General features: G+C 62.0%; 16 protein-coding genes. 6 read left to right on the top strand and 10 right to left on the bottom strand.

The genetic code is table 11. From position 1 onward, the window contains the following. Positions 1–171 precede the first annotated feature (171 nt). Together ACFCU0_RS06590 and ACFCU0_RS06585 are read left to right on the top strand one after the other, a co-directional pair. Positions 172–693: a single-stranded DNA-binding protein gene (locus tag ACFCU0_RS06590; RefSeq protein ID WP_434972872.1), complete on the top strand. Its 522-nt coding sequence runs from the start codon at positions 172–174 to the stop codon at positions 691–693. A gap of 276 nt (positions 694–969) precedes the next feature. After that, complete coding sequence (locus ACFCU0_RS06585; RefSeq protein WP_434972871.1) at positions 970–1,446, top strand: hypothetical protein; 477 nt, start codon at positions 970–972, stop codon at positions 1,444–1,446. Between the two features lie 66 nt (positions 1,447–1,512). Here the strand turns inward: ACFCU0_RS06585 and ACFCU0_RS06580 are convergent, their stop codons facing one another. The 4 genes from ACFCU0_RS06580 to ACFCU0_RS06565 form a co-directional block, all read right to left on the bottom strand. After that, positions 1,513–1,881: a P-II family nitrogen regulator gene (locus ACFCU0_RS06580; protein ID WP_434972870.1), complete on the bottom strand. Its 369-nt coding sequence runs from the start codon at positions 1,879–1,881 to the stop codon at positions 1,513–1,515. Between the two features lie 54 nt (positions 1,882–1,935). Further along, positions 1,936–4,365, bottom strand: coding sequence for a DUF2309 domain-containing protein (locus tag ACFCU0_RS06575; protein ID WP_434972869.1), 2,430 nt, complete (start codon positions 4,363–4,365; stop codon positions 1,936–1,938). Beyond that, positions 4,355–5,788: a proton-conducting transporter transmembrane domain-containing protein gene (locus tag ACFCU0_RS06570; RefSeq protein WP_434972868.1), complete on the bottom strand. Its 1,434-nt coding sequence runs from the start codon at positions 5,786–5,788 to the stop codon at positions 4,355–4,357. The genes ACFCU0_RS06575 and ACFCU0_RS06570 overlap by 11 nt, the downstream gene beginning before the upstream one ends. Before the next feature lie 299 nt (positions 5,789–6,087). Beyond that, positions 6,088–6,672 carry an iron transporter gene (locus ACFCU0_RS06565; protein WP_434972867.1) on the bottom strand — a complete coding sequence of 195 codons (585 nt, stop codon included), beginning with the start codon at positions 6,670–6,672 and terminating at the stop codon, positions 6,088–6,090. A 500-nt stretch (positions 6,673–7,172) separates the two neighbouring features. On the opposite strand from ACFCU0_RS06565, the gene ACFCU0_RS06560 reads away from it, so the two are divergent. From ACFCU0_RS06560 to ACFCU0_RS06550, 3 genes are all read left to right on the top strand, one after another. Then, positions 7,173–8,717 carry an acyl-CoA dehydrogenase family protein gene (locus ACFCU0_RS06560; RefSeq protein WP_434972866.1) on the top strand — a complete coding sequence of 515 codons (1,545 nt, stop codon included), beginning with the start codon at positions 7,173–7,175 and terminating at the stop codon, positions 8,715–8,717. 157 nt (positions 8,718–8,874) lie between these two features. Beyond that, entirely contained in the window at positions 8,875–9,579 is a 705-nt protein-coding gene (purQ, locus tag ACFCU0_RS06555) for a phosphoribosylformylglycinamidine synthase subunit PurQ (protein WP_434972865.1), read from the top strand. 45 nt (positions 9,580–9,624) lie between these two features. Further along, positions 9,625–10,242: a rhomboid family intramembrane serine protease gene (locus ACFCU0_RS06550; RefSeq protein ID WP_434972864.1), complete on the top strand. Its 618-nt coding sequence runs from the start codon at positions 9,625–9,627 to the stop codon at positions 10,240–10,242. A 1,374-nt stretch (positions 10,243–11,616) separates the two neighbouring features. Here ACFCU0_RS06550 and ACFCU0_RS06545 read toward each other — a convergent pair. The 6 genes from ACFCU0_RS06545 to ACFCU0_RS06520 form a co-directional block, all read right to left on the bottom strand. Further along, the gene (locus ACFCU0_RS06545) at positions 11,617–12,333 is read right to left on the bottom strand and encodes an HAD family hydrolase (RefSeq protein WP_434972863.1); all 717 of its coding nucleotides are present in this window, start codon (positions 12,331–12,333) and stop codon (positions 11,617–11,619) included. Positions 12,334–12,376: 43 nt separating this feature from the next. Next, positions 12,377–13,528, bottom strand: coding sequence for a hypothetical protein (locus tag ACFCU0_RS06540; protein ID WP_434972862.1), 1,152 nt, complete (start codon positions 13,526–13,528; stop codon positions 12,377–12,379). A 153-nt stretch (positions 13,529–13,681) separates the two neighbouring features. Next, complete coding sequence (locus ACFCU0_RS06535) at positions 13,682–15,100, bottom strand: aminotransferase class I/II-fold pyridoxal phosphate-dependent enzyme (protein WP_434972861.1); 1,419 nt, start codon at positions 15,098–15,100, stop codon at positions 13,682–13,684. Positions 15,101–15,493: 393 nt separating this feature from the next. Next, positions 15,494–16,129 carry a DUF5683 domain-containing protein gene (locus tag ACFCU0_RS06530; protein WP_434972860.1) on the bottom strand — a complete coding sequence of 212 codons (636 nt, stop codon included), beginning with the start codon at positions 16,127–16,129 and terminating at the stop codon, positions 15,494–15,496. Between the two features lie 151 nt (positions 16,130–16,280). After that, a complete protein-coding gene (locus ACFCU0_RS06525) occupies positions 16,281–17,246 on the bottom strand; it encodes a ParB/RepB/Spo0J family partition protein (protein WP_434972859.1) in 966 nt (321 codons plus the stop codon). A gap of 99 nt (positions 17,247–17,345) precedes the next feature. Next, positions 17,346–18,293: a ParA family protein gene (locus ACFCU0_RS06520; RefSeq protein ID WP_434972858.1), complete on the bottom strand. Its 948-nt coding sequence runs from the start codon at positions 18,291–18,293 to the stop codon at positions 17,346–17,348. 461 nt (positions 18,294–18,754) lie between these two features. On the opposite strand from ACFCU0_RS06520, the gene ACFCU0_RS06515 reads away from it, so the two are divergent. After that, positions 18,755–20,660, top strand: a 1,906-nt coding sequence (locus ACFCU0_RS06515) for an ATP-dependent helicase (RefSeq protein WP_434972857.1), incomplete at its 3' end; no start/stop codon positions are given.

Genomic DNA, 20,660 nt, shown 5'->3' with positions numbered 1-20,660 from the left:
GAACAGGTACGACGCAACGAAGCGCCGCCTTGACCGAAAGGCCGATCTCGCGGATGCTGTCAGCACGTACCACCGCAACCGGACACTTCTGCGGCGACGCGCGTACGAACCGGACAGGTCGTGCGGCACGCGTCCCGCTCGAATCTCTTCACTCAACGCTACGAAAACGCCATGGCTCGCGGAGTCAACAAAGTCATCCTCATTGGAAATCTGGGTCAGGATCCGGAGCTTCGCTACACCGGTAGCGGAACCGCCGTCTGCAATATGCGCCTGGCCACGAACGAATCGTACAAGGATCGCGACGGCAACATGGTCGACAAGACCGAGTGGCATACGATCGTTGCATGGGCGCGCCTCGGCGAGATCTGTAATGAGTACCTGTCGAAAGGCTCGCAGGTATACTTCGAGGGTAAGCTGCAGACCCGATCGTGGGAGGACCGCGACGGCAACACGCGCTACTCGACAGAGGTCAAAGCCCAGGAAATGATGTTCCTCGACCGGGCCAACAGCAACGCTCCGGGCGGCGGCCCATCAGGCGACGGCTTCAACCAGGGACGCGGCGACGGTCCGTCCGATCAGAGCCGACAGGGCGGCGGGCCCCAGCGGCAATCCCGTACTCAGGGTGGGCAGCAGGGCGGCCAGCAGCAGGAGGAACAGGAAACCTTCGAGCCGGACGACGAATTGCCGTTCTAGCGAATGCGACATGGGGAGGGCGAACGTCGAAGTGATTCTTCCCGCAACATGTCAGACCAGTAGCCGCCGTCGGCATCCAGACATTTCTCTGGGCGCCGGCGGTTTTTTGTTGGAGTTCACCCCGATACTCTGCCCTGATCGTACGTTGACAAATTGTCGTTGAATCAGGTCAACAGCGTGGCTCGGACAAGCGTCAAATCCGTTTCCATGTACGTAGGCGTGGACATGACCACGCGTCCCCTCTCGGCTTTCTTCCGACGAACCGAGCCTTACACCATGCCGAACGTCTTCCGCAACCTCCGCCGCTCCTTTGACCAGATTGACCGAGTCATCGCAGGATGGATGCGCGAGAACGGGACGCGGCTTCTCCGCATCTCCCTCGGGATCATCTTCGTCTGGTTCGGCGCACTGAAATTTTTCGACGGAATGAGCCCGGCGGAGTCGCTGGTTCGGCGCACCGTGTACTGGATGGACCCGGACCTCTTCATCCCTATTCTCGGCGGGTGGGAAGTGCTGATCGGCCTGGGCCTCCTTTACCGCCCTGCCATTCGCGCGGCCATCTTTCTTCTCTTCGCACAAATGCCGGGGACGCTTCTCCCGCTGATTCTGTTGCCGGAGGTGTGCTTCACCGTCATCCCCGTCGGGCTTACCCTGGAGGGTCAGTACATCATCAAGAATCTGGTTCTCATCAGCGCTGCGCTCGTCGTCGGGGGGACGGTCCGGTCGGACATCCGGGACGCTGGTCTCGAATAAGCCCGGACGGACCATCCCGGCGACACATTCGCGCCGGATGCGACGCCTCCGTGATGCCGTGGCGGGTTATTCGTCCTCTTCGAGGAATTTCTCGAGCCGGACGACCTGCGTGTCGGACACGAACATGACGCCGGAGCTTTTCTCGAACAACGGAGTCAGCCCGTCCATCACGCAGTCAATCATTTCTTCATCGCCGACGGTGAAGAACATGACGAGGCCTGCCCGATCGTTGAAGAGCAATCGGCCCTCATGGAAGCCATGCGATCCGCGGCCGGCGATGTCGCGGTGGATGGTGTACCCGGTCGCCCCGCACTCTTCAAGCAGGTCCTGCACGAACTTCTCCTTCTCGCCGCGAACGATGATTTCGATTTTCTTCAGCGAGTGAAGCCGGTGTTTCTTTCCCGTAGGTTCCGTGTCCTGCGTCTGGTCGGTCATGGCACGTACAAGTAATCAGTTGGTAAGAAAGCCGAAGCATAGGGGAGGATGCATTCATGCATCCGGCAGCACCGCTGCGGCGGGCTGCTCATCGGCGGACATCGGCGCCCACGAGCCGCCGGGCTGATACCGCATCACCCGGTCGTTCTCTTCCGGATCCATGATCGCGAGCGCGACCCATCCGTGATCGAACAGGCGTTTGAGCGTGTCCTGTCGGTTCAGGATCATATCGACACGCTCCACCGGCGCGTGGAGCACGGCAAACAGACGGAGCGGATCGTGGAAGGGGGTCTCGTCATCCACGTAGAGTGACTGGAGCGGTAGCCCGGTCATCAGGTCTCCCCCGTTGCCCTGGACGACGCCAACCTTGCCGCTCACATTGTGCGTCACCTTCGAGCCGCTGCCGTACACCGCGTTGTCGACCGTGGAGAAATAGTACTGCATGTTAATCCACTCCCCGACGACGAGCGGGCCGGTAAGGATCGTCTCGAGGGCGGTCCCGCTGTCGTCGACCCGCCAGTCGTAGGAGTGCAGGAAGCTGCGTCCTCTGAGGTTGAGGTTGCGCGTGAGTCGACGCGGGCCGACGATGAACGCCGCATTGCCAGCCAGGCCCCACTCGGGGCGAGTCTCCGACCAGTCGGCCGCCCGCCGCTCCGTCTCGCGGGTGGCATCGGTCCACATCTGATCGTCCATGGAATTGACTCGTTCGGCTGTCGCCCCGTTGCGTGCAGCCGCAAGGTCGTCCCGGAGCTGTTTGAGGGCGTCGGGGTCGACGGGAGGATCCTCGTCGTCGACGAAGAGCGTCACCTCGTCGGTCGTCGTGTTGTGCTGCCCGGCGAGAAAGACGGTATCCTCCGGGATGTCGATGCCCCGCGATCGCAGGGCGTCCCGTACGGCGGGCTCGTTGCAAATCGCGGCGAGCACGCGCGCATTCGGGCCACCCGGGTTCCCGGCGCAGGCCCCGCAGTCGAGGCTCGACTTGAACGGATTGTTGGGGGTCTGGCTGCCGTGCCCGGTAAAGACCACGACGGGCGCGAACCGATCCGTCCACCCCATCAGACGAAACGCGGCCTCGGCGTAAACGGTCTTGACTTCGGGGGAGAGCCCCAGCGGCAGCGCGTCTTCCGGGTCCGGCGCGTCCGGGCGGTCGACGGTCACCTCGGTAAAGCTCGATGGGCCGGGCAATCGTTCACGGAGCGATTTGAGCCCATCGAAGACGCGGTGCGGGAGGAGCGTCCGCAGCGCCATCGCGATCCCGTAAAATCCACCGCTTCCCTCTACAAAGCCGAACGCGGCGGCGACATCTTTCTTCAGCGTTTTCAGGAGCGTCCGGCGTGTGCCCTCGATGCCCGCCCAGTCGTTGTAGGCTTCGGCCTCGTGCTCGCACCCCGGCGCGATGCGCTCGGCAATCCGGTGGCGCGGGTCGACGATGGGCGGACAAGCTTTGACCCGCTCCCCGACGCCGCCGCCCGGCGCGTAGGATTCGTGCTCCATCGGAATGCCGAAGAACCCGGCGTATCCGTGCGTTTCGTACGACCCCAGGCCTTCAAGGTGGCGACGAAGGATCTCGGATCGGACGTCGATGCAGAAGACGAGTTGTGCATCCGGTCGGTCGCCCGTCCCGTCGACCCCCGTGCGTGACGGCGGCTGGGTCAGGTCGTCGATCAGCCGGTGACGGTATGTTTCCTCCCACGCCGCCAGCACAACGGCCGGCAGCGTCTGCGCATCGGGATTCGCCTCCCCGTTCGCGGGTGCATCTTCCGGCAGCAGCGGTTCACCCAGCAGCCGCGCCACGGTCAGCCGAACGGCGAGGTAGCCGCCCAGCGTGATCGGTTTCGCCTTTTCCCACTCACCGGCCGTACCCCGGCTCTGCCAGCGAATGAGTCCGACCCACCCGGGCAGGGCGGCCAGGTGGTGCGTGAAGATCGTCTCCCACTCTTCTTCCGGAACGCCGTCGAGTGCTTCAATAAACGCGTCGAGCTTCGTCGACGGCAGGTCCGACGTCTGGCGGATCCCGGGGATGTCGCGGTCGAAGGGCGCAAGGATGCGCCAGGATGCGAAAAACCCGTCCGACCGGTTGGGCATCGGCCACGCGGCCTGGCCGTGATCGAAGAAGGCGGCGAGCCACTTGGACATGATCCGGTTGAGCCGCTCGTCCTCCGGCTCGTCCGGGGTCGGATCACGCCGGGGCAAGTCGTCCAGCGCAGCCGACGGCGCGAGATCGTGACCGGCATCTCGCAGGTGACGTCGGAGAATTTCCGGGTCGATGTCGCCGCGCTCCCATGCCCGGCGGAAGAGGTCAGCCGCAGGATAGCCGCGTCCACGGAACAGGTGCCCCGCCCGTTGGACCGCCTCATGAAAGGGCAGCGACTCAAATCCGGAGAGGGGGTTGGCCGAGTTAAACGTCCGCAACGGCCAGAGCGGACCGACCGCTTCGGCAGCGTTCTCGATGCGGCCGCGAAGAACCGAAATCTCAATGGACATGATAGCGATCGCGTCGAGTGAGAAGCGTCGAGGAAACCGGCCGAGAGGTGTTCATCAGGAGAACGTAGAGGCGGGTGCTGGAATGGTGCCAGCCGCGGTCGATCCCGACGTAGACGAGGGCGAAGATGGCGGCGGTCGCCCAGTGAAGGGGCGTCAGCGCGGTCGGGAAGGCCAGCGTGCCGAGGTCGGCGAGCAGCCATGCGACGGCGTTGTAGACGGCCCCGTACATCGTGAGGGCCGGCAGGAGCACCACCGGGAGCACCCAGGCACGCGTGGTAGCCCGCAACCCGGATCGCCGGAGCAGGGTGCGGGTGGCGTGAAGGACGGCGAGGACGACGAAGAACACAAGCAGGGATCCGCCGTCGAGCGCCAGCACCGACTTTCCTGTGATCCAGGCAAATACGGCGCCCCCGGCAATACCCGTAGCGACCGACGCCAGCGTAGATGCCCAGCCGGCGGGCTCCGGACGTGTTGAGGGCGGGGCGGCCGTCTCGACGACCGACCCGGAATTAAGAAATAGGTACGCCTTGTAGAAGCCGTGCAGGATCAGGTGGGCGACACCGGCTGCGCCGAATCCGAGGCCGAACTGCATCACCATGAATCCCATCTGGGCGGTCGTCGAGCAGCCGAGCTGCCGTTTCACGTTGGTCTGAACGAGGGCCCACGCCTGACCGGCCAGAGCCGTAACCGCGCCGACGAAAAAGACGAGCAGAATCGCGGCCTGGGTTTCGAAAACGACGCCTGCGAACCGGGCCAGGAGCACGCCGCCGGCATTGACGATGCCGGCATGCATGAAGGCTGAGACGGGCGTCGGCGCCGTCATCGACGAAAGGAGCCACCGGTGGAAGGGGACCAGGGCAGACTGTAGCATCGCCGCCACGACGATCAGCACGATGCTGACCGCCAGCACCCAGCGCGGCACCGCCTCGATCCCGGCAACGATCTCAGAGACCGTCACGGCGCCGGTGTTCGGGACAAGCAGAAAAATGCCGATTGCGAGGGCACCGCTCCCGGCGAGGAACGTGCCCCGCGCATATCGAGCCGCCGCCTGCGCCTCAGGCCAGCCGCGGACGTGGCCAATCAGGCCTGCGAGTAGAAGACCCATCCCCATCCAGAGCACGATAAATACGAAGACATGCTCCGTCGCCGTCAGGAATAGCACGACGAGCGTAAGAGCAAAGAGCTGCACGTAGAAGCCGCGCAGCCGCCGGGCCCCTGCCATGTACCGGCGGGAAAAGCTGTGGACGATGCCGCTGACAAAGGTGACGACGACCGCCATCACCTGGGTCAGCCCGTCCACATGGATGAGGGGCTCGACGGTCCATTCTGCGCCCTGAAGCACAAAAGCGAGCGCAAGAGACAGACCGAAGCCGGTCCACACGGCTCGCGTCAGGAGGGCGGGAAGTCGGGTCGGGGGAGGCATGCGAAATGGGTCGAGGAGCAGTATCGAACGCCGAAGCGTGTCTGGCCCGGCGTCAGCGCTGCAGGGAATGGGCTGCGACGCCGTCGGCGCAGGACAGGGCAGAGTGTTGCCGTGCCGTAACAATGTGATATGGAAAAGATTCGACCGATCCCTGCGTTCCAAGGATAAAAACGGCTCGAGTTACGAGAAACAAACAAAGACGGAGATCGAACGAATCACGTCTCGTCGAACCGGGGGCCGAAACGCGCTCGACCCGCGCCGCATGTCGGATGCTCGCTACGTTGCGGCTTGGCCGGTTCCTACTGCCGCGTGGCGGCACTCATCTCTTCGAAATTGAGGTCCTCGAAGGTGTAGGAACTCGGCTCGAACAGGGGGGTCCCGTGAGCATCGCGCCACGATTTATGAAACGCAAGCTCGGTCTCCGCCGGTGGGCGAATGTTGAAGGTCACCGTGTACAGATCCGTCGGCGATCCCGGAAGGGAAATGTTGCGCGCATAGTGCATGGCGTCGCCCAGCGTGATGTGGGGAATCAACGCGACGTTGTCGGTTTCGCCCGTTGCCTGGTTCGTGATGGTCGCAAAGAACCGCATGTACCCGACAAAGCCACCTCGCTGCACGCCGTCGGGGACCGACACGTCCGGGTCCGTGGCCCAATTTGCCAGCACCTCGATGTGGATATCCGTGTCGGATTCAGCCAGATTCTGATCGTACGGCGTGACGTCATCCTTCGGGGCCGCCTCAAACGTCATGGTGATTCCGGGGGCAATGGTCTCTTCGCCAATGATCATTTCCTGCGCTTGCGCTGCGGGCGCCAGAGCCAGCACAAACGCCAGAATCCAGATGACAGGCTGGGTGATGAATCGTTCGGTTACTGTTGGATGCATAGGTCGAAGCGGGTTTGTAAAGAATCGGGTCCGGCGGTTAAGAGCCAGGATCGTCACGGCGTGAGCGGACGACGTGTAATGAGCGGACGGCGTTTACGAGGACACCGTTTCGGCGGTAGATACGGATACTGGCCCGTCGAATTTCCGTGAACCCCCTCCCTACCCGTCGCAACTTTGTAATATGTTACGGCTTCGTTCGTAGGTTTCTGGGGAGCGGGCGATCTTTTCGAGGGCGCGACCGTTACGCTTATGTGACCGGGCGGAATGTGGTCGGTCGCGTTTATGCGGTTTCGTTTCCGTAGCGAGCGGAATCGCGCGGACGCCGACGAGCCTTCGTCGACCCCGCCGGAGCATGACGGTCCGAACGGATAGACCATTCCCCAGACCACGACACCCATACCGGCCCTTCGGTCGATCGCATCTTCGATCGCGCGGCATACACGCGTCGACGTGATGGGCCGAGGCACATGCCGCTTCTTCCCGCAGACTCACCCCACAACATGAGCATCGCCTCATACCTGTCCGAGGACATCGGCGCGTCGGTCGACTTTACATCGTTCCGCGACGCGTTCAAGGAGAAACTCCAAAACGTATTCCACCGACGAGCTGACGCTGACACCGTTGGGACGTCGCGTGGAATTCCGCCGTTTATGATGCGCGAGATTCAGTCCCTCACGCCGCTTTCGGTTTTCATTCCGGAAGAGCACGGTGGCCGCGGCGGACATGTTCACGAGTGCCAGTCCATTCTCGCAGCGGCATCCTACGAGTCGCTTGCGCTCTCGCTTACCATCGGCATCAACGGTGCTCTTTTCCTCCAGCCGCTCACGAAGTACGGCCGCGAGGAGGTTAAAGGCCCGATCTTCGAGCGGTTTATCGAAGACAAGAACATGGGCGGGCTGATGATTACGGAGCCGGATTACGGCACCGACGCCCTGCGGATGGAGACCTGCTACCGGCAACAGGAAGACGGCAGTTATCGCATCCAGGGTACGAAGCACTGGGGCGGCCTGACCGGCTGGGCCGATTTCTGGCTCGTCACGGCTCGTCGCAAGAGCGACAGTGGCAATCTCGGGCGCGACATCGACTTCTTCATCGCCGACATGAACCGGCCTGAGCAACTCATCGAGGTCGAGGAGATCTACGAAAACCTCGGCCTTTACATGATTCCGTACGGCCGGAACAAGGTAGACATTCGCGTTCCGGAAGCGCACCGTCTGGAGCCCGAAAGCACCGGGATCAAGATGATGCTCGACACGCTTCACCGGAGCCGGATCGAGTTTCCGGGAATGGGAATGGGCTTCCTCCAGCGCATGCTCGACGAAGCCATATCGCACTGCCGCGAGCGTTTCGTCGGTGGCAAGCCGCTGCTTGAGTACGACCAGGTCAAACGGCGCGTCGCGGGCATCCAGGCCGCGTTCACCGCATGCTCCGCCATGTGCATGCACACCAGCGAACACGCGGGTATCGAGAACAACCTCGCCTCGGACGCCCTTCCGGCCAACTCGATTAAGTCGGTCGTAACGGACATGATGCAGAGTGCGTCGCAGTCCCTGCTCCAGCTCGCGGGCGGCAAGGGCTACAAGCTGGACCACATCGCCGGTCGCTCCACCGTGGACAGCCGTCCGTTCCAGATCTTTGAAGGGTCGAATGACGTGCTGTACCAGCAGATTGCGGAGTCGGTGCTCAAGTCGATGCGCAAGATGAAGGAGCGCAACCTGTACGACTTTGCCTCGCAGCACGACCTCATGAATCGTGCGTCCGACTACTTTAAGGACGCGCTCGACGTTGAGGTCGACATGTCGCTCCCCCAGCGCAAGATGGTCGACCTCGGTCGTATCATCGGCCGCGTCATCACGATGGAGATGACGATCGAGATGGGCGACCGTGGATTTCGCTCCGACCTGATTTCCAATGCCCTGAACCTCTTCCGGAGTGAGGTGAAAGGCATGATTACGTCGTTCCGGGATCGCTCCTCGACGGACGTCGTGGAAGACTACAGCGACAACAGTTCCTGGATCGATCTCGTCCGGGCGCCGAGTGCATAGCCGGAGAAGCAGCGGTTCGACTCACATCGACGTGGAATTTTCGAGGGAGGGCCCAAACTTTCAGGGCGCTCCCTCGTGCTTTGTACGTGATCGCTCGCCCTCCTCACCGGGACCGGCGCGCACGTCGTCCCGGGCCTTCATCAATCGTCGATGACCTATGACCTTTGGAGTCATTGTATTCCCAGGCGCGAACTGTGACCACGACGCCTATCACGCCGCAAAGCACGTTTTCGACCAGGATGCCCGGTTCATCTGGCACGAGGATGAACGCGTCGGCGACGTGGACGTCGTCATCGTGCCCGGCGGTTTCTCTTATGGCGACTACCTGCGCTCCGGGGCTGTCGCCCGTTTCTCCCCGGTCATGCAGGATGTCATCCGGTTTGCAAATGAAGGCGGCCTCGTGCTCGGGATCTGCAACGGCTTCCAGATTCTCTGCGAGGCCGGCTTGCTTCCGGGCACGTTGATGCGGAACGACAACCTACGCTTCCGCTGCAAGCACGCCACCCTTCGTGTGGAGAATGGCGAGACACCGTTTACCGGGGCCATGCGCGCCGGACAGGTGGTTTCGTTTCCGATCGCACACGGCGAAGGCCGTTATTTTGCTGACGACGACGTGCTCGCCGATCTCGATACACACGATCAGGTCGTCTTTCGGTATGCAGACGCCGACGGCAACGTGACCGCCGAGGCGAACCCCAACGGCTCTGCCGCGAACATCGCCGGCATCGTCAACCGAGAGCGGAACGTTCTCGGGTTGATGCCGCACCCGGAACGATGCGTCGAGTCCCTCCTCGGCGGCGGTAATGACGGAGCCCTCGTGTTCCGGTCGCTGATCGAGCATGCCGGCACCTTGGCCGCGTAGCTCCGACGCCCGCCTCTCCCTTCTCTTCCCCTGACCGATCCACGCATGCTCGACGCCCCCATAACGCTGGGCCTCCTGATTGCGAATGTTGCAATCAGCCTGTACGCCCTCACCGCCGACGTGTCGCTCATCAATGAGCTTTCCTTTCGCCCCCGGCGGATCGAGCAAGACGGCGAATACTACCGATTCTTCACCGCCGGTTTCGTTCATGGCGGCATGGCGCACCTCGCCTTCAATATGATCACGCTGTACTTCTTCGGTCCGCTCCTCGAAGGGGTGCTGGGCGCCGGCGCCTTCCTGATTCTGTATTTCGGATCTGACCTCTGCGCGAACGCGCTGACCTTCGCTATGCATCGATCGGATCCGAATTACGGGTCGATCGGCGCATCGGGTGCCATCTCGGGAGTGCTATTTGCATTCTGTCTGTTTGCCCCGTTTGCGAAGCTCTACGTCTTTTTCGCGATCCCCATGCCCGCCATCCTCTTTGCCGTGCTGTACGTTGTCGTATCGGTGTACGCCATCGGGCAGCGAGAGCAGGGAGCGATGGGAGGCATTGCCCATGAGGCGCACCTCGGTGGAGCCGTCGGGGGGGTGCTGATCACGATTGCTCTGGTGCCCGCCGCTGTCGGCGAGTTCCTCCGGGCCATCCAACAAGTACTGTGACGGATGCGACGGTGTATGTCCGTTATGCAGATGAGGTGACAATCGCGTTCGAGGTGCGAGTAACGGGTTCGTCAACCCTTCTTTCTCGTTCCTTCGCACGAATCCCGTTATTGTTGTTGCACTGGAACGATTTGTGAGTTATTGTTGATTGGCTTCATGCAACGCTCCCTCAGTTTCTGAGGACTCAGTCGCATCGCATCGTGGATCGCAGAAAGCTCGGCTTGTGGAGGCCGGGCTTTTTGCTCTACCCCCCTCTCTCGCGTCTGTATCGGCGCTCACGGCCGGGAATCGTAGCAGCGGTCACCACAAGCGACGACGTTGCTCGTTGTACGGCGTCTCACCGCCTGCATGCCGATCTCTACGTTCGCGTTTCGTTTCGTGCCACCCTGCGCCACGGCAGCACCATGGCTGGATGTGAATAACTTGTTTATAGTTTGTTCACAACCCATCTTGACATGGGCTTCATGAAGGCTTATCGTAAGGCCAGTGCTTTCGGGCACTGTTCCTTGACGCGACTGAGTCTCTGGGCTGCATGAAGCCAGCCTGTGCCTCGATTCCGAGTTGCATGCCTTCGGGCTGCACCTTGAGAACCGAGAGGCAGATGCACCGGACCGTACGGTGTCATTCTTCGGAGTGGCACATGTGCGTCATCGGCCGGGGCGTGTCCAAACCCACAGCATATCGCCGAGAGGCGAATAGCATAGGGACAGAGCACGACCTGAAAGATGAGTTGTTCGACGTCATCGGGCGGATCGGACGGGCGCGAGCCTGTCGACCGTGCGACGACATTGATTCGACGCACCGGCAGGCATCGCTCATGATCACTTCGCCGTGTTCGCCACAGGGCGACGATCGATCATGCGCGCATCGCTGCGATGTCCATCGTTTGCACCACGTACTCCGCGAGGAGACGAGGAGCAGGCGGCACGGACGATCGACGCGCGAGACGTTGTTTTCGGACCGGACCCCTCGTTCGCGAGGACCGGAGCGACGACATGTCTCGGTCATCGGGCGGATCATTTTCCACGGAATGGTTCGCTGCGAAGGATGCTTCCTCCACAGGACCGCCGCTCAACGAGCGAGAACGTGCGTGAGACTTCGGTCTTGCGCGGCACTCCCTTGATGAGTGGCACGTGTAGGCCCGCAGTGTACGATCCGGCGCTCAGCGCCGGGACAAACGGACGGCTCGTTGAGTCGACCGACGTACACCGCTCCGGCATACCTGACGGTTTGCCTCAGGAGACGGGCCTCCCACCTCGGCGTTGCTTCGGCATCACCGACGGACCGGGAGGCCAGCGTTAAGGGATTTTATTGAGACGCGTTCGCCCCCGCGGCCTTGCCGACGGAGGCGTTTTTATTTCCCCCGTCTCGAGGTTACAGACGGGCCAGCAAGTCGCTCCAGTTCCGAAACGCGAAGGAGCGACCGTTCATCTCTCTCCCCTCCTCCACGTTACGAGCGTACCAGGCCACCCGCCACCCCGCTCGCGTGCCACCTTCCACATCCGAGCGCCACGAGTCCCCGACATACAGGATCCGATCCGGGGACGTCCCTGCCCGCTCCGCCGCCACCTCAAAGACCCGCGGATGCGGCTTCATGTGACCTGTCTCCTCGCTCACAAGCACAACGGAGGCCCGATCTCGGATCTCCGGGAATTTCTTGAGCTTGCGCTCCTGCACTTCCGCAAACCCATTCGTCAGCAGCCCGACAGGATACCGCTCCGCAACCGCTGCGTACGTGTCCCAAGCGCCATCCACGAATGCCCAGTGCTCGGCATATCTCTGAAGGTAGACCGAGCCGATCCGGGACGCATCGGCCTGCGGCGCATCCACCGCATCGAGCAGCAGACGGAACCGATCCATTTTGACGGTCTCCTTCTCAACCTCTCCCTCGGTATACTTTCGCCACAGCGGCCGGTTGATCCGGTGGTACGTGTCCTGCAGCTGGTCGACGGATAGGTGGCCGAAGACCGTCAGGTACCGCGACCGCAGATCCGCCAAGGCCTCTCGCTCGGCGTGGCTGTGATCAAGAAGGGTGTCATCGACGTCGAAGTATACGAAGTCGACGGCGTTAGCAAGGCTGGATGAAATCACAGATGAACAGTCTCTGGCGATGAGAAGAGGAACGGGCGATTCGTCAGGGAATCGAGCTCTCGAACATCGCATACTCCTTATCGACAACGGCCCCGAGCGATTCGATGTGATTCTTGAGCCGGTCGTTGGAGTCAAGGACCCAGCTCATCTCGCAGGCATCGAACCCGTTCGGCGGCCCGCTTTCGATCGTGGCCAGCACCAGGAGTGCGTCCAGACCTTTCCCCTGAAAGTCTTTTCGGACCCCCATCAGTGGCATCCGGCACTCGTAAATGCCGTAGTGCGCGTTCAGGAGGAGCTTCGGAAGACCCAGGGGAAACAACCGTCCGTCGGGGACCTGCTGAAGCGCCTGGTTGATGTTCGGAAGCGTGATCGAAAAGGCCACCGGCTCCCCGTCATGCTCGACGAAAAAGATCATGTCCGGCTCTACGATCTGCTTTAGCTGTCCAGCGAGCTGGTCGATTTCGGCCTCCGTCATCGGCACATGGCCCCAGTTGTCCGCCCACGCCTCGTTGTAGATGTCGACCACGCACTTCGCTTCCTCCTCGAAGCGGTCCATGTTCAGCGTTCGGAGCGTAAGTCCGGGCGTGCGCCGCTTCACGAGCTCAGCCCCTCGCTTGAGGCGGTCGAACTGTACGTACTTTTTATGGACGTAGTACGCCCACATCGTCATGGCTCGATCAAACCCGTAGCGGAGGAGAAAGTCTTCGTGGTACGGCGGGTTGTACGGCATGAGAATCGACGGCTCGCGGTCGAAGCCGTCCACGAGCAGGCCCGCGGTGTCGTTCAGGGACGGGTTCGCCGGCCCCCGGACGCCGGTCATGCCTTTTTCCCGCAGCCAGCCGGTGGCCGCATCCAGCAGCTCCTCAGCGACCGTATAGTCCTCATCGCACTCGAAGAAGCCGAAGAAGCCGTTGTCATCGTCGTACTTCCTGAGGTGCATGCCGTTAATAATGCCGGCGATGCGCCCGACGACGCGGCCGTTACGGCGCGCAAGAAAGAGTTGCGCCTCTCCGTGCTCGAAAAATGCGTTTTTCGAAGGGTCCAGGACGTGCTTCACTTCCCGGCGCAGGGGCGGCACCCAGTTCGGGTATTCGTCCGTGTAGAACGAGTAGGGGAAGTCGATAAACGCGTTGCGGTCGGAGCGGCTGCGTACGGGTTGAACGTCAACCGACGCGGCGGTAGCCGTGGAATCCATAGCGTCCAGGTATGTCGAGGTGGATGCCCGGAGAGAGAGGGAAGATCAAAGCCGGCGATAAAAAGCCGCCGCGCTCCGCAGGACGAGGCATCGTCCCGGGAGGCGGCGGCACAAGGATGAGCCTCGGGCGGTTGGAGCCGCCAAGCGTCTACATTATGCTGCAGCCGAGTGGCCGTTGGTGGACCCCTTCATATGGCCCGTGGCAGGACTGTTGACGTTTTCCGCGGATGAGCGGCCCTTACGGGCGTGCCCATTGGCGTGATGCTCACTCACGGCGTGTCCGTTGGAGCCGATGACGCCGTGCTGCTTGCCGACCTTGTGGAAGGCGTCCAGGATCTGGTCGAGTTCATCGTTACTGTGCGTCGCCATGTAGGACGTCCGCATGAGGGTTTGCCCCGGCGGCACGGCCGGCGGCACGACGGCATTCACGAAAACACCGTTGTCGAGAAGGTCGCGCCAGAACTGGAAGCAGGTGTTCATGTCCCCGATGACGACGGGGATGATCGGCGTTTCGCTGTTCCAGACGTCGAAGCCGAGGTTGCGGAAGCCGTCCCGCATGTAGTCGGAGATTTCCCAGAGACGCTCCAGCCGCTCCGGCTCTTCCTCGAGAATGTCGAGGCACTTAAGGACGGTGGCCGTGTTGGCCGGCGGCATCGACGCGCTGAAGATGTGCGCTGATGCTTCGTGGCGGATGAACTCGATGACGTCGTGGTCACCGACCGCGAAGCCGCCGAGGGACGAAAAGCTCTTCGAGAACGTGCCGGTGATGATGTCGACCTCATCGGAACGCCCGAAGGTCGAAGCCGAGCCTCTTCCACCCGGGCCAATGACGCCGATCGCGTGGGCGTCGTCCAGCATCAGGGCCGCATCGTATTGCTGCGCCAGATCCAGAAGTTCCGGAACGCGGGCAATTGTACCGCTCATGGAGAACACGCCGTCCGTGGCGATCAGCTTGCCGGCATCCGGGCGATCCTGCTGGGCCCTACGGAGAAGCTTCTCGAGGTGCTCCAGGTCGTTGTGGCGGTAGCGCTGCGTGTCCGCCAGGCTGACCTGCGTTCCCTGAACGATGCAAGCGTGATTGTCTTTGTCCGAGAAAATGATGTCGTTACGCCCGGCAAGCGCCTGGATGACGCCTTCATTGGTCATGTAGCCGGTCGAAAACAAGACCGCCTCGTCCTTGCCCATGAAGTCGGCGAGCCGCTCTTCCAGCCGGAGGTGAAGGTCCAGCGTTCCATTCAGGAAGCGACTTCCCGTACACCCCGTGCCGTACTTGGCGACGGCGTCGCGGGCGGCCTCCTTGACGCGCGGGTCCGCAGTCAGACCCAGGTAATTGTTCGACCCGGCCATGATGATCTCCCGACCATTCATGATAGCGGATGTACCTTCATTCCGCTCAATCGGACGAAAGTACGGATACAGGTCCGCGTCCTTTGTCTTCGCGTAGTCGCCGGATTCGTCGAAGAACTTATGGCATTTATCAAAGAGCGACGGGGCCGACTTGGTCGCGGTCTCCGTGTCCTCTCCTTGGGACGTCGCGGTCTCCTGCGACCGTCGGGGGTCAGACTGGGTCATAGAAACGGTGTGCGTATATGCAAGGCATCGTGTGGGAAGCAGGAGCACTACGGACTGGGGTGTGGGCCCCGATATACATCCGATAGACTCATCCTACGTTACAAGCCGCACCCAACCACGCGAAGGTAACACGGCCTCAAAATATTTTTTGGCGCCGGTCTTGGCAGTCCATGTTGGAGCTGAGACGAGGCGCAAGCAGGCGTGATGACGCCCTGGTTCGGAAGTGTATGCCCAATCGTGCCGCGCGTATGTTAGTTTCCCCCACACAACACAATCATTACACCCGGGAGCCCTTCCGTAGATGTTTTTGGTAGCCTTTCACATCCCAGCACAAGCTTCATCATCTCTTCGCACGCACCGGACTGTACACGGGCCGGGCTCTTCAGGAGAACATCAGAATTGCACCTTGATGGCTGCTGAATTTCCCATGGGGGACGGTACAACCTTCACGGAGAGCTCATCGCCTACGTCGAACGTGAGAAGGTGAGCACTGACGTAGGCATCCACGACCGTGAGAACGTAGAACAGACCGCTGCCGACGACCGACAGATCCCGCCATCGACGGTACCGATCGCGTTGTGAGCGGAGCGTCCGAGCTGGGATTTCGGCGTCGAAGGTGGACACGCTTCGCTGGACGAGGCGGTACTGATCCCGATAGGATAGATAGGGGTTCGACGCGATCTGCCCCGACGCCACGCGCTCCTCACTGATCTTGTAGAGATGCGCGCGCTGGAAAAGCTTGTACTGGTCGTGGTTGTAGAGAATGGAGTACGTCAACCCCGCCAGCCCGGCATACACGATGGGAATTTTGTAGTACTGCCGGTTGTAGAGCTGCCCCCATCCGGGGACGGCAAACGCGCGCCAGAGGGCCTTTTGCGGCGTATGGTCCGCCGGAAGGCCGCGTTCGACGAGAATTTGCGTCCGGACGCTATCCGGTTGGGCAACCGACGATGGAGCCACCGCGCCCCAGAGGGTGACGACCGCCAGCAAGAACAGAGCGCCCCGTATCCGAGAAAATGAAGCGTCCAAGACCAGTTGACAGGCTGTGCGAGACAATGCCCGATCCGTTCCCGGCGGTGGAAGAACGCCGCTCGGCTGCGGGCCGATGGGACTCATAGAGGCTGCATGCGAAGATACAGCGCGCGGGCGGATACGGTGAGTGGACGACCTGCGTCTGCCGTTACTCTTCCAACATATCCATGAGACGCTCCAGGTCTTCGGCCGAGTAGTACGAAATCTCGATCTTCCCCTCCCCGTCCGACTTGTGCCGGATATTGACCTGGGTAGAGAACCGGGAGCGGAGCTGGTTTCGGTACTCTTCGAGCTGCAACTCCTCGCGGGATGGTGCCGGGTCGACCTCGGCCTCGGCATCGGTCGCATCGTCTTCCGGCTCGGCTTCCTCTTCGGCTTGCTGGTACTCGCGCACCCGTCGCTCGACCTCTCGAACGGAGAGCTCCTCCTCGATCGTCTGCTTCAGCAGATCGATCTGCGCGTCGTGATCGTCGATCGTGATTAGCGCGCGGGCGTGGCCCATCGCCACCTCCTTGTCCCGAAGCGCTGCCTGAATGCGGGGCGGCAGTCGCAGAAGCCGGAGAAAGTTGGCAACGGTTGCGCGGCTCTTGCTGACTTTCTCGGACACCTCCTCCTGCGTGAGCCCGCACTCTTCCATGAGCCGCTGGTACCCCAGGGCGACCTCGATGGGGTTCAGTTCTTCGCGCTGGACGTTTTCCACCAGCGCCATCTCGAGCATCTGCTCGGTGTTGGCCTTGCGCACGAACGCCGGCACGCGCGGGAGTCCCGCACGGCGTGCCGCACGGAGACGCCGCTCCCCGGAGATAATCTCGAACTGTCCCTCGCCGAGCGCCCGAACGGTGATGGGCTGGATGATGCCGAGCTGACCGATCGAGGCGGCGAGCTCATCGCGCGCCTCATCGCTAAACTCCTGACGCGGCTGATACGGATTGGGCCGAATGTTTTCGACCTCTACCTCCGCGACCCGCCCAACCAGCCGGTTACCGTCTTCGAAGCGGTAAAGCTGGCTGCGAGATACGTCATCGCCGGAGGACGACTCGCCTCGCTCCTCGTCCCGCTCCTCGGATGGGAGCAGTGCGCTGAGACCTTTTCCAAGTGCTGATTTCTTAGACATGCCAGACCGTCCGTCGGGAATACTGATCGTGAAAGGCCCGGATGCACGTCAGAGCGCGTCCGGGCACATCAATGGTAAGGGGCCGCGTTTCGGCGGTCGCTACAACGAAAAGCCGTTCGCGGGCGTTTTCTCTTCCGAAGATTCCGAAAGGGCACCCGGCACGCTTTCCTCCGGGCGGTCCGAGCGGCTTGAGGAGGCTGCCTCCTCCGATGCGTCGCCCGTTGCCGGGAGCGGTTCATCATCGTCCGCCTGGCCGTCCCCATTTGCATGGTGCTGCAGGTACCGCTGGTTGTCGGCCAGAATCTCACGCGCCAGCGACATGTAGTTTTTCGATCCTTTGCTCGTCGCGTCGTACAGAATGACCGGCTTCCCAAAACTCGGCGCCTCCGACAGCCGCACGTTACGCTGTACGATGGTTTCGAACACCTTGTCGCCGAAGTAGCGACGGACCTCCTGCGCCACCTGGTTCGACAGGCGCAGACGCGTATCGAACATCGTCAACAGCACACCCTCAATCTCAAGGTCTGGATTCAGGTGCTGCCGGACGATTTTGATGGTGTTCAGGAGCTGCCCGAGTCCTTCGAGGGCAAAGTACTCCGCCTGGACCGGGATCAGCACCGAGTTCGCCGCGGTCAGGGAGTTCAGCGTCAACAGGCCGAGCGACGGCGGGCAGTCGATCACGATGAAGTCGTACTTCCGTCGCACCCGCTGGAGCGCGTTCGAGAGAATCTTCTCCCGCTCCATCACGTCGATCATCTCGATCTCCGCCCCCACCAGGTTAATGTGGCTGGGGACGACGTCAAGAAACGGGATCTCCGTCGACAGCACCGTCTCCTGTGCCGACACCTCGCCGATCAGCGCCTCGTAGATCGACGCCTCCACATCTTTCGGCTCCAGACCGATCCCGGACGTGCAGTTGGCCTGCGGGTCGATGTCGATCAGCAGGGTGGAATGCTCCGTCGCCGCCAGAGAAGCTGCCAGATTGATGGCTGTCGTGGTTTTACCGACGCCGCCTTTCTGATTGGCGATCGCAATGACTTTTCCCATAAGGAGTTACCGCTCTTGAGTGCAGGCTGCCGCACTGCCCGCGACAGTCCTATCAGACCTAAGGGTGAACGTGGAGGTGCCATCCCGCATCGGGACCGCATCAGACCGTCGGCGCATGCACCGTGGCGTCAAGGGGTCGTGATCCCCGTCGAGACACCGCCCAATCCGCTTGACGGTCGCCCGCCGGACCGGTACGCATTCCGGCCTTTTATCGCGTAGAACCGGAAGTGCAATCCGCCAATTTCAGTGATAGCAACATACGCATCAGGGCGCGCCAATGTCCACAGCCGCATCGTGAGGGTCGGGCGAAGAGAACCAGCTCGGCCGGTCGTTCTGCCGGGCGGAATCGCCGGATCCGACCCCGGCGCAGTGGCCGTGCGGCGACCCCCGCGCCGGATCACTGCGCGGCCGTTCAAGGTTCGGTCAACGAGTGCCCTTTTTCCCCAGGCTGCTGCACCTCCATGGCGCGTCGCATCGTACTTTCATCGGATGACGGTCCCGCACGTTCCGTCGACGACCTTACGATCGACTACCGGGAGGCGCTGAACGAGCAGCAGTTGGCAGCCGTGACGGCCGGGGCCGGCCCCACCCTCGTGATCGCCGGAGCCGGTACCGGCAAAACGCGGACGCTGATCTATCGCATGGCGTACCTGGTCGAAACGGGCACGAAGCCGGAGTCGATCGTGCTGCTCACCTTCACGCGGCGCGCTGCACGGGAAATGACATCGCGCGCCTCCGACCTGCTGGACGGCCGCTGCCAGCGCGTGCAAGGCGGTACGTTTCATGCCTTCTGCCTCGGCGTGCTGCGCCGGCATGCACCCACGATCGGGTTCCCGCGCAACTTTACCGTGCTCGATGCCGCCGACGCGGGAGACGTCATCTCCGTGCTCCGGGCGGACGGCGAGTACGACAGCGGGGAGCAACGCTTCCCGCAGAAGCGGACGCTGTACTCGATGTTCTCTGCCGTGATGAACCGGCAGGAACCACTCGACGACGTCCTCGCCCGGCGCTACCCGCAGTTTTCCCCGCTCTACGACGTGCTGGAACGGATGCGCCGGGACTACCAGGCGTACAAGAAGGACCACGGCATGATGGACTTCGATGACCTCCTCTACCGCACCCTGGAGCTGTTCGCCACCGACGACGGGGTTCGGCGCAAGGTCGCCGGGCGCTGCCGGCACGTGCTGGTCGACGAATATCAGGATACGAACGCTCTGCAGGCCGAGCTCGTGAAGCAGTTCGCGTCCGTCCACGGCAACGTGATGGTGGTCGGTGATGACGCGCAGAGCATTTATCGCTTTCGAGGCGCGGATTTTCGCAACATCCTCTCGTTCCCTGATGAATTCCAGCACACGGAGGTTCTGAAGCTGGAGCAAAACTATCGTTCCACACAGCCGATTCTGGACCTGGCAAATCACGTCATCGAGAACGCCGATCGGTCCTACGAGAAGACGCTGTTCAGTCACCGCGATGTGCCGGAGGCGGAGCTTCCGGCAGTCGTCCCCGCCGCGGACGGTCAGATGGAGAGTCGGTTTGTCGCGCAGATGATCCTGCGTCTGCGCGAATCCGGCGTCCCGCTCCACGAGCAGGCGGTCCTCTTTCGATCGAGCCACAACAGCTACGAACTGGAGACGGAGCTCAATAAGCGAAACATCCCGTTCGTGAAGTACGGCGGCATGAAGCTTAGCGAGGCCGCTCACATCAAGGACGTGCTGGCCCATCTCAAGGTGGCGGAGAACCCGCAGGATGCCGCCGCCTGGAATCGAGCCCTCCAGTTGATTCATGGCATCGGCCCGAAGACGGCCAAGTCGCTCATCGATTGGGCAACCGGCAAGGCGGACGATCCATTCGTCCACACCGAGAATGCGCCGTTCTCCAATCGCTACATTTCCCAATTGAAAAAGCTCCTGGGCACGCTCCGGTCCATCCGCGACCCCGATCTGCCGGTCGTCGAACAGGTCGAAGAGGTGATCGACTACTACCGGCCGATCTTTGAGGACGAATATTACGAGGACTACCCGAAGCGCGAGCCCGACCTGGACCACTTTATCGGGTTGGCGGAAAACTACTCGAGCCGCCGAGACTTCCTCTCCTCCCTCGCCCTGGACCCGATCGAACTCACCGCTCTGGACAACGACGGGGAGCATGAGGACGAGCCGCCGTTGGTGCTCTCCACGATTCACTCCGCCAAGGGCCTGGAATTCCACACGGTGTTCCTGATCCGCGCGCTCGAGGGGGATCTTCCGTCCCGGTATGCACTTCGTGAGCAGGGAGGCGTCGACGAGGAACTGAGACTCTTCTACGTCGCCGTCACCCGTGCGGAGGACAACCTCTTCATCTCGTACCCGATGACGCAGTACCGGCGGT

This window comes from Longibacter sp., assembly GCF_051155795.1.
Classification (GTDB): Bacteria; Bacteroidota; Rhodothermia; order Rhodothermales; family Salinibacteraceae; genus Longibacter.
The sequence above is the reverse complement of the archived record's forward strand: the minus strand, read 5'-3'. Positions and strand labels throughout refer to the sequence as shown.

Bases quoted from the DNA above. Each gene is read 5' to 3' on its own strand.
- ACFCU0_RS06590 (WP_434972872.1), top strand. From the start codon at position 172: ATGGCTCGCGGAGTCAACAAAGTCATCCTCATTGGAAATCTGGGTCAG.
- purQ (WP_434972865.1), top strand. From the start codon at position 8,875: ATGACCTTTGGAGTCATTGTATTCCCAGGCGCGAACTGTGACCACGAC.
- ACFCU0_RS06560 (WP_434972866.1), top strand. From the start codon at position 7,173: ATGAGCATCGCCTCATACCTGTCCGAGGACATCGGCGCGTCGGTCGAC.
- ACFCU0_RS06565 (WP_434972867.1), bottom strand. From the start codon at position 6,672: ATGCATCCAACAGTAACCGAACGATTCATCACCCAGCCTGTCATCTGG.
- ACFCU0_RS06550 (WP_434972864.1), top strand. From the start codon at position 9,625: ATGCTCGACGCCCCCATAACGCTGGGCCTCCTGATTGCGAATGTTGCA.
- ACFCU0_RS06520 (WP_434972858.1), bottom strand. From the start codon at position 18,293: ATGGGAAAAGTCATTGCGATCGCCAATCAGAAAGGCGGCGTCGGTAAA.
- ACFCU0_RS06585 (WP_434972871.1), top strand. From the start codon at position 970: ATGCCGAACGTCTTCCGCAACCTCCGCCGCTCCTTTGACCAGATTGAC.
- ACFCU0_RS06580 (WP_434972870.1), bottom strand. From the start codon at position 1,881: ATGACCGACCAGACGCAGGACACGGAACCTACGGGAAAGAAACACCGG.
- ACFCU0_RS06535 (WP_434972861.1), bottom strand. From the start codon at position 15,100: ATGACCCAGTCTGACCCCCGACGGTCGCAGGAGACCGCGACGTCCCAA.
- ACFCU0_RS06570 (WP_434972868.1), bottom strand. From the start codon at position 5,788: ATGCCTCCCCCGACCCGACTTCCCGCCCTCCTGACGCGAGCCGTGTGG.
- ACFCU0_RS06575 (WP_434972869.1), bottom strand. From the start codon at position 4,365: ATGTCCATTGAGATTTCGGTTCTTCGCGGCCGCATCGAGAACGCTGCC.
- ACFCU0_RS06540 (WP_434972862.1), bottom strand. From the start codon at position 13,528: ATGGATTCCACGGCTACCGCCGCGTCGGTTGACGTTCAACCCGTACGC.
- ACFCU0_RS06525 (WP_434972859.1), bottom strand. From the start codon at position 17,246: ATGTCTAAGAAATCAGCACTTGGAAAAGGTCTCAGCGCACTGCTCCCA.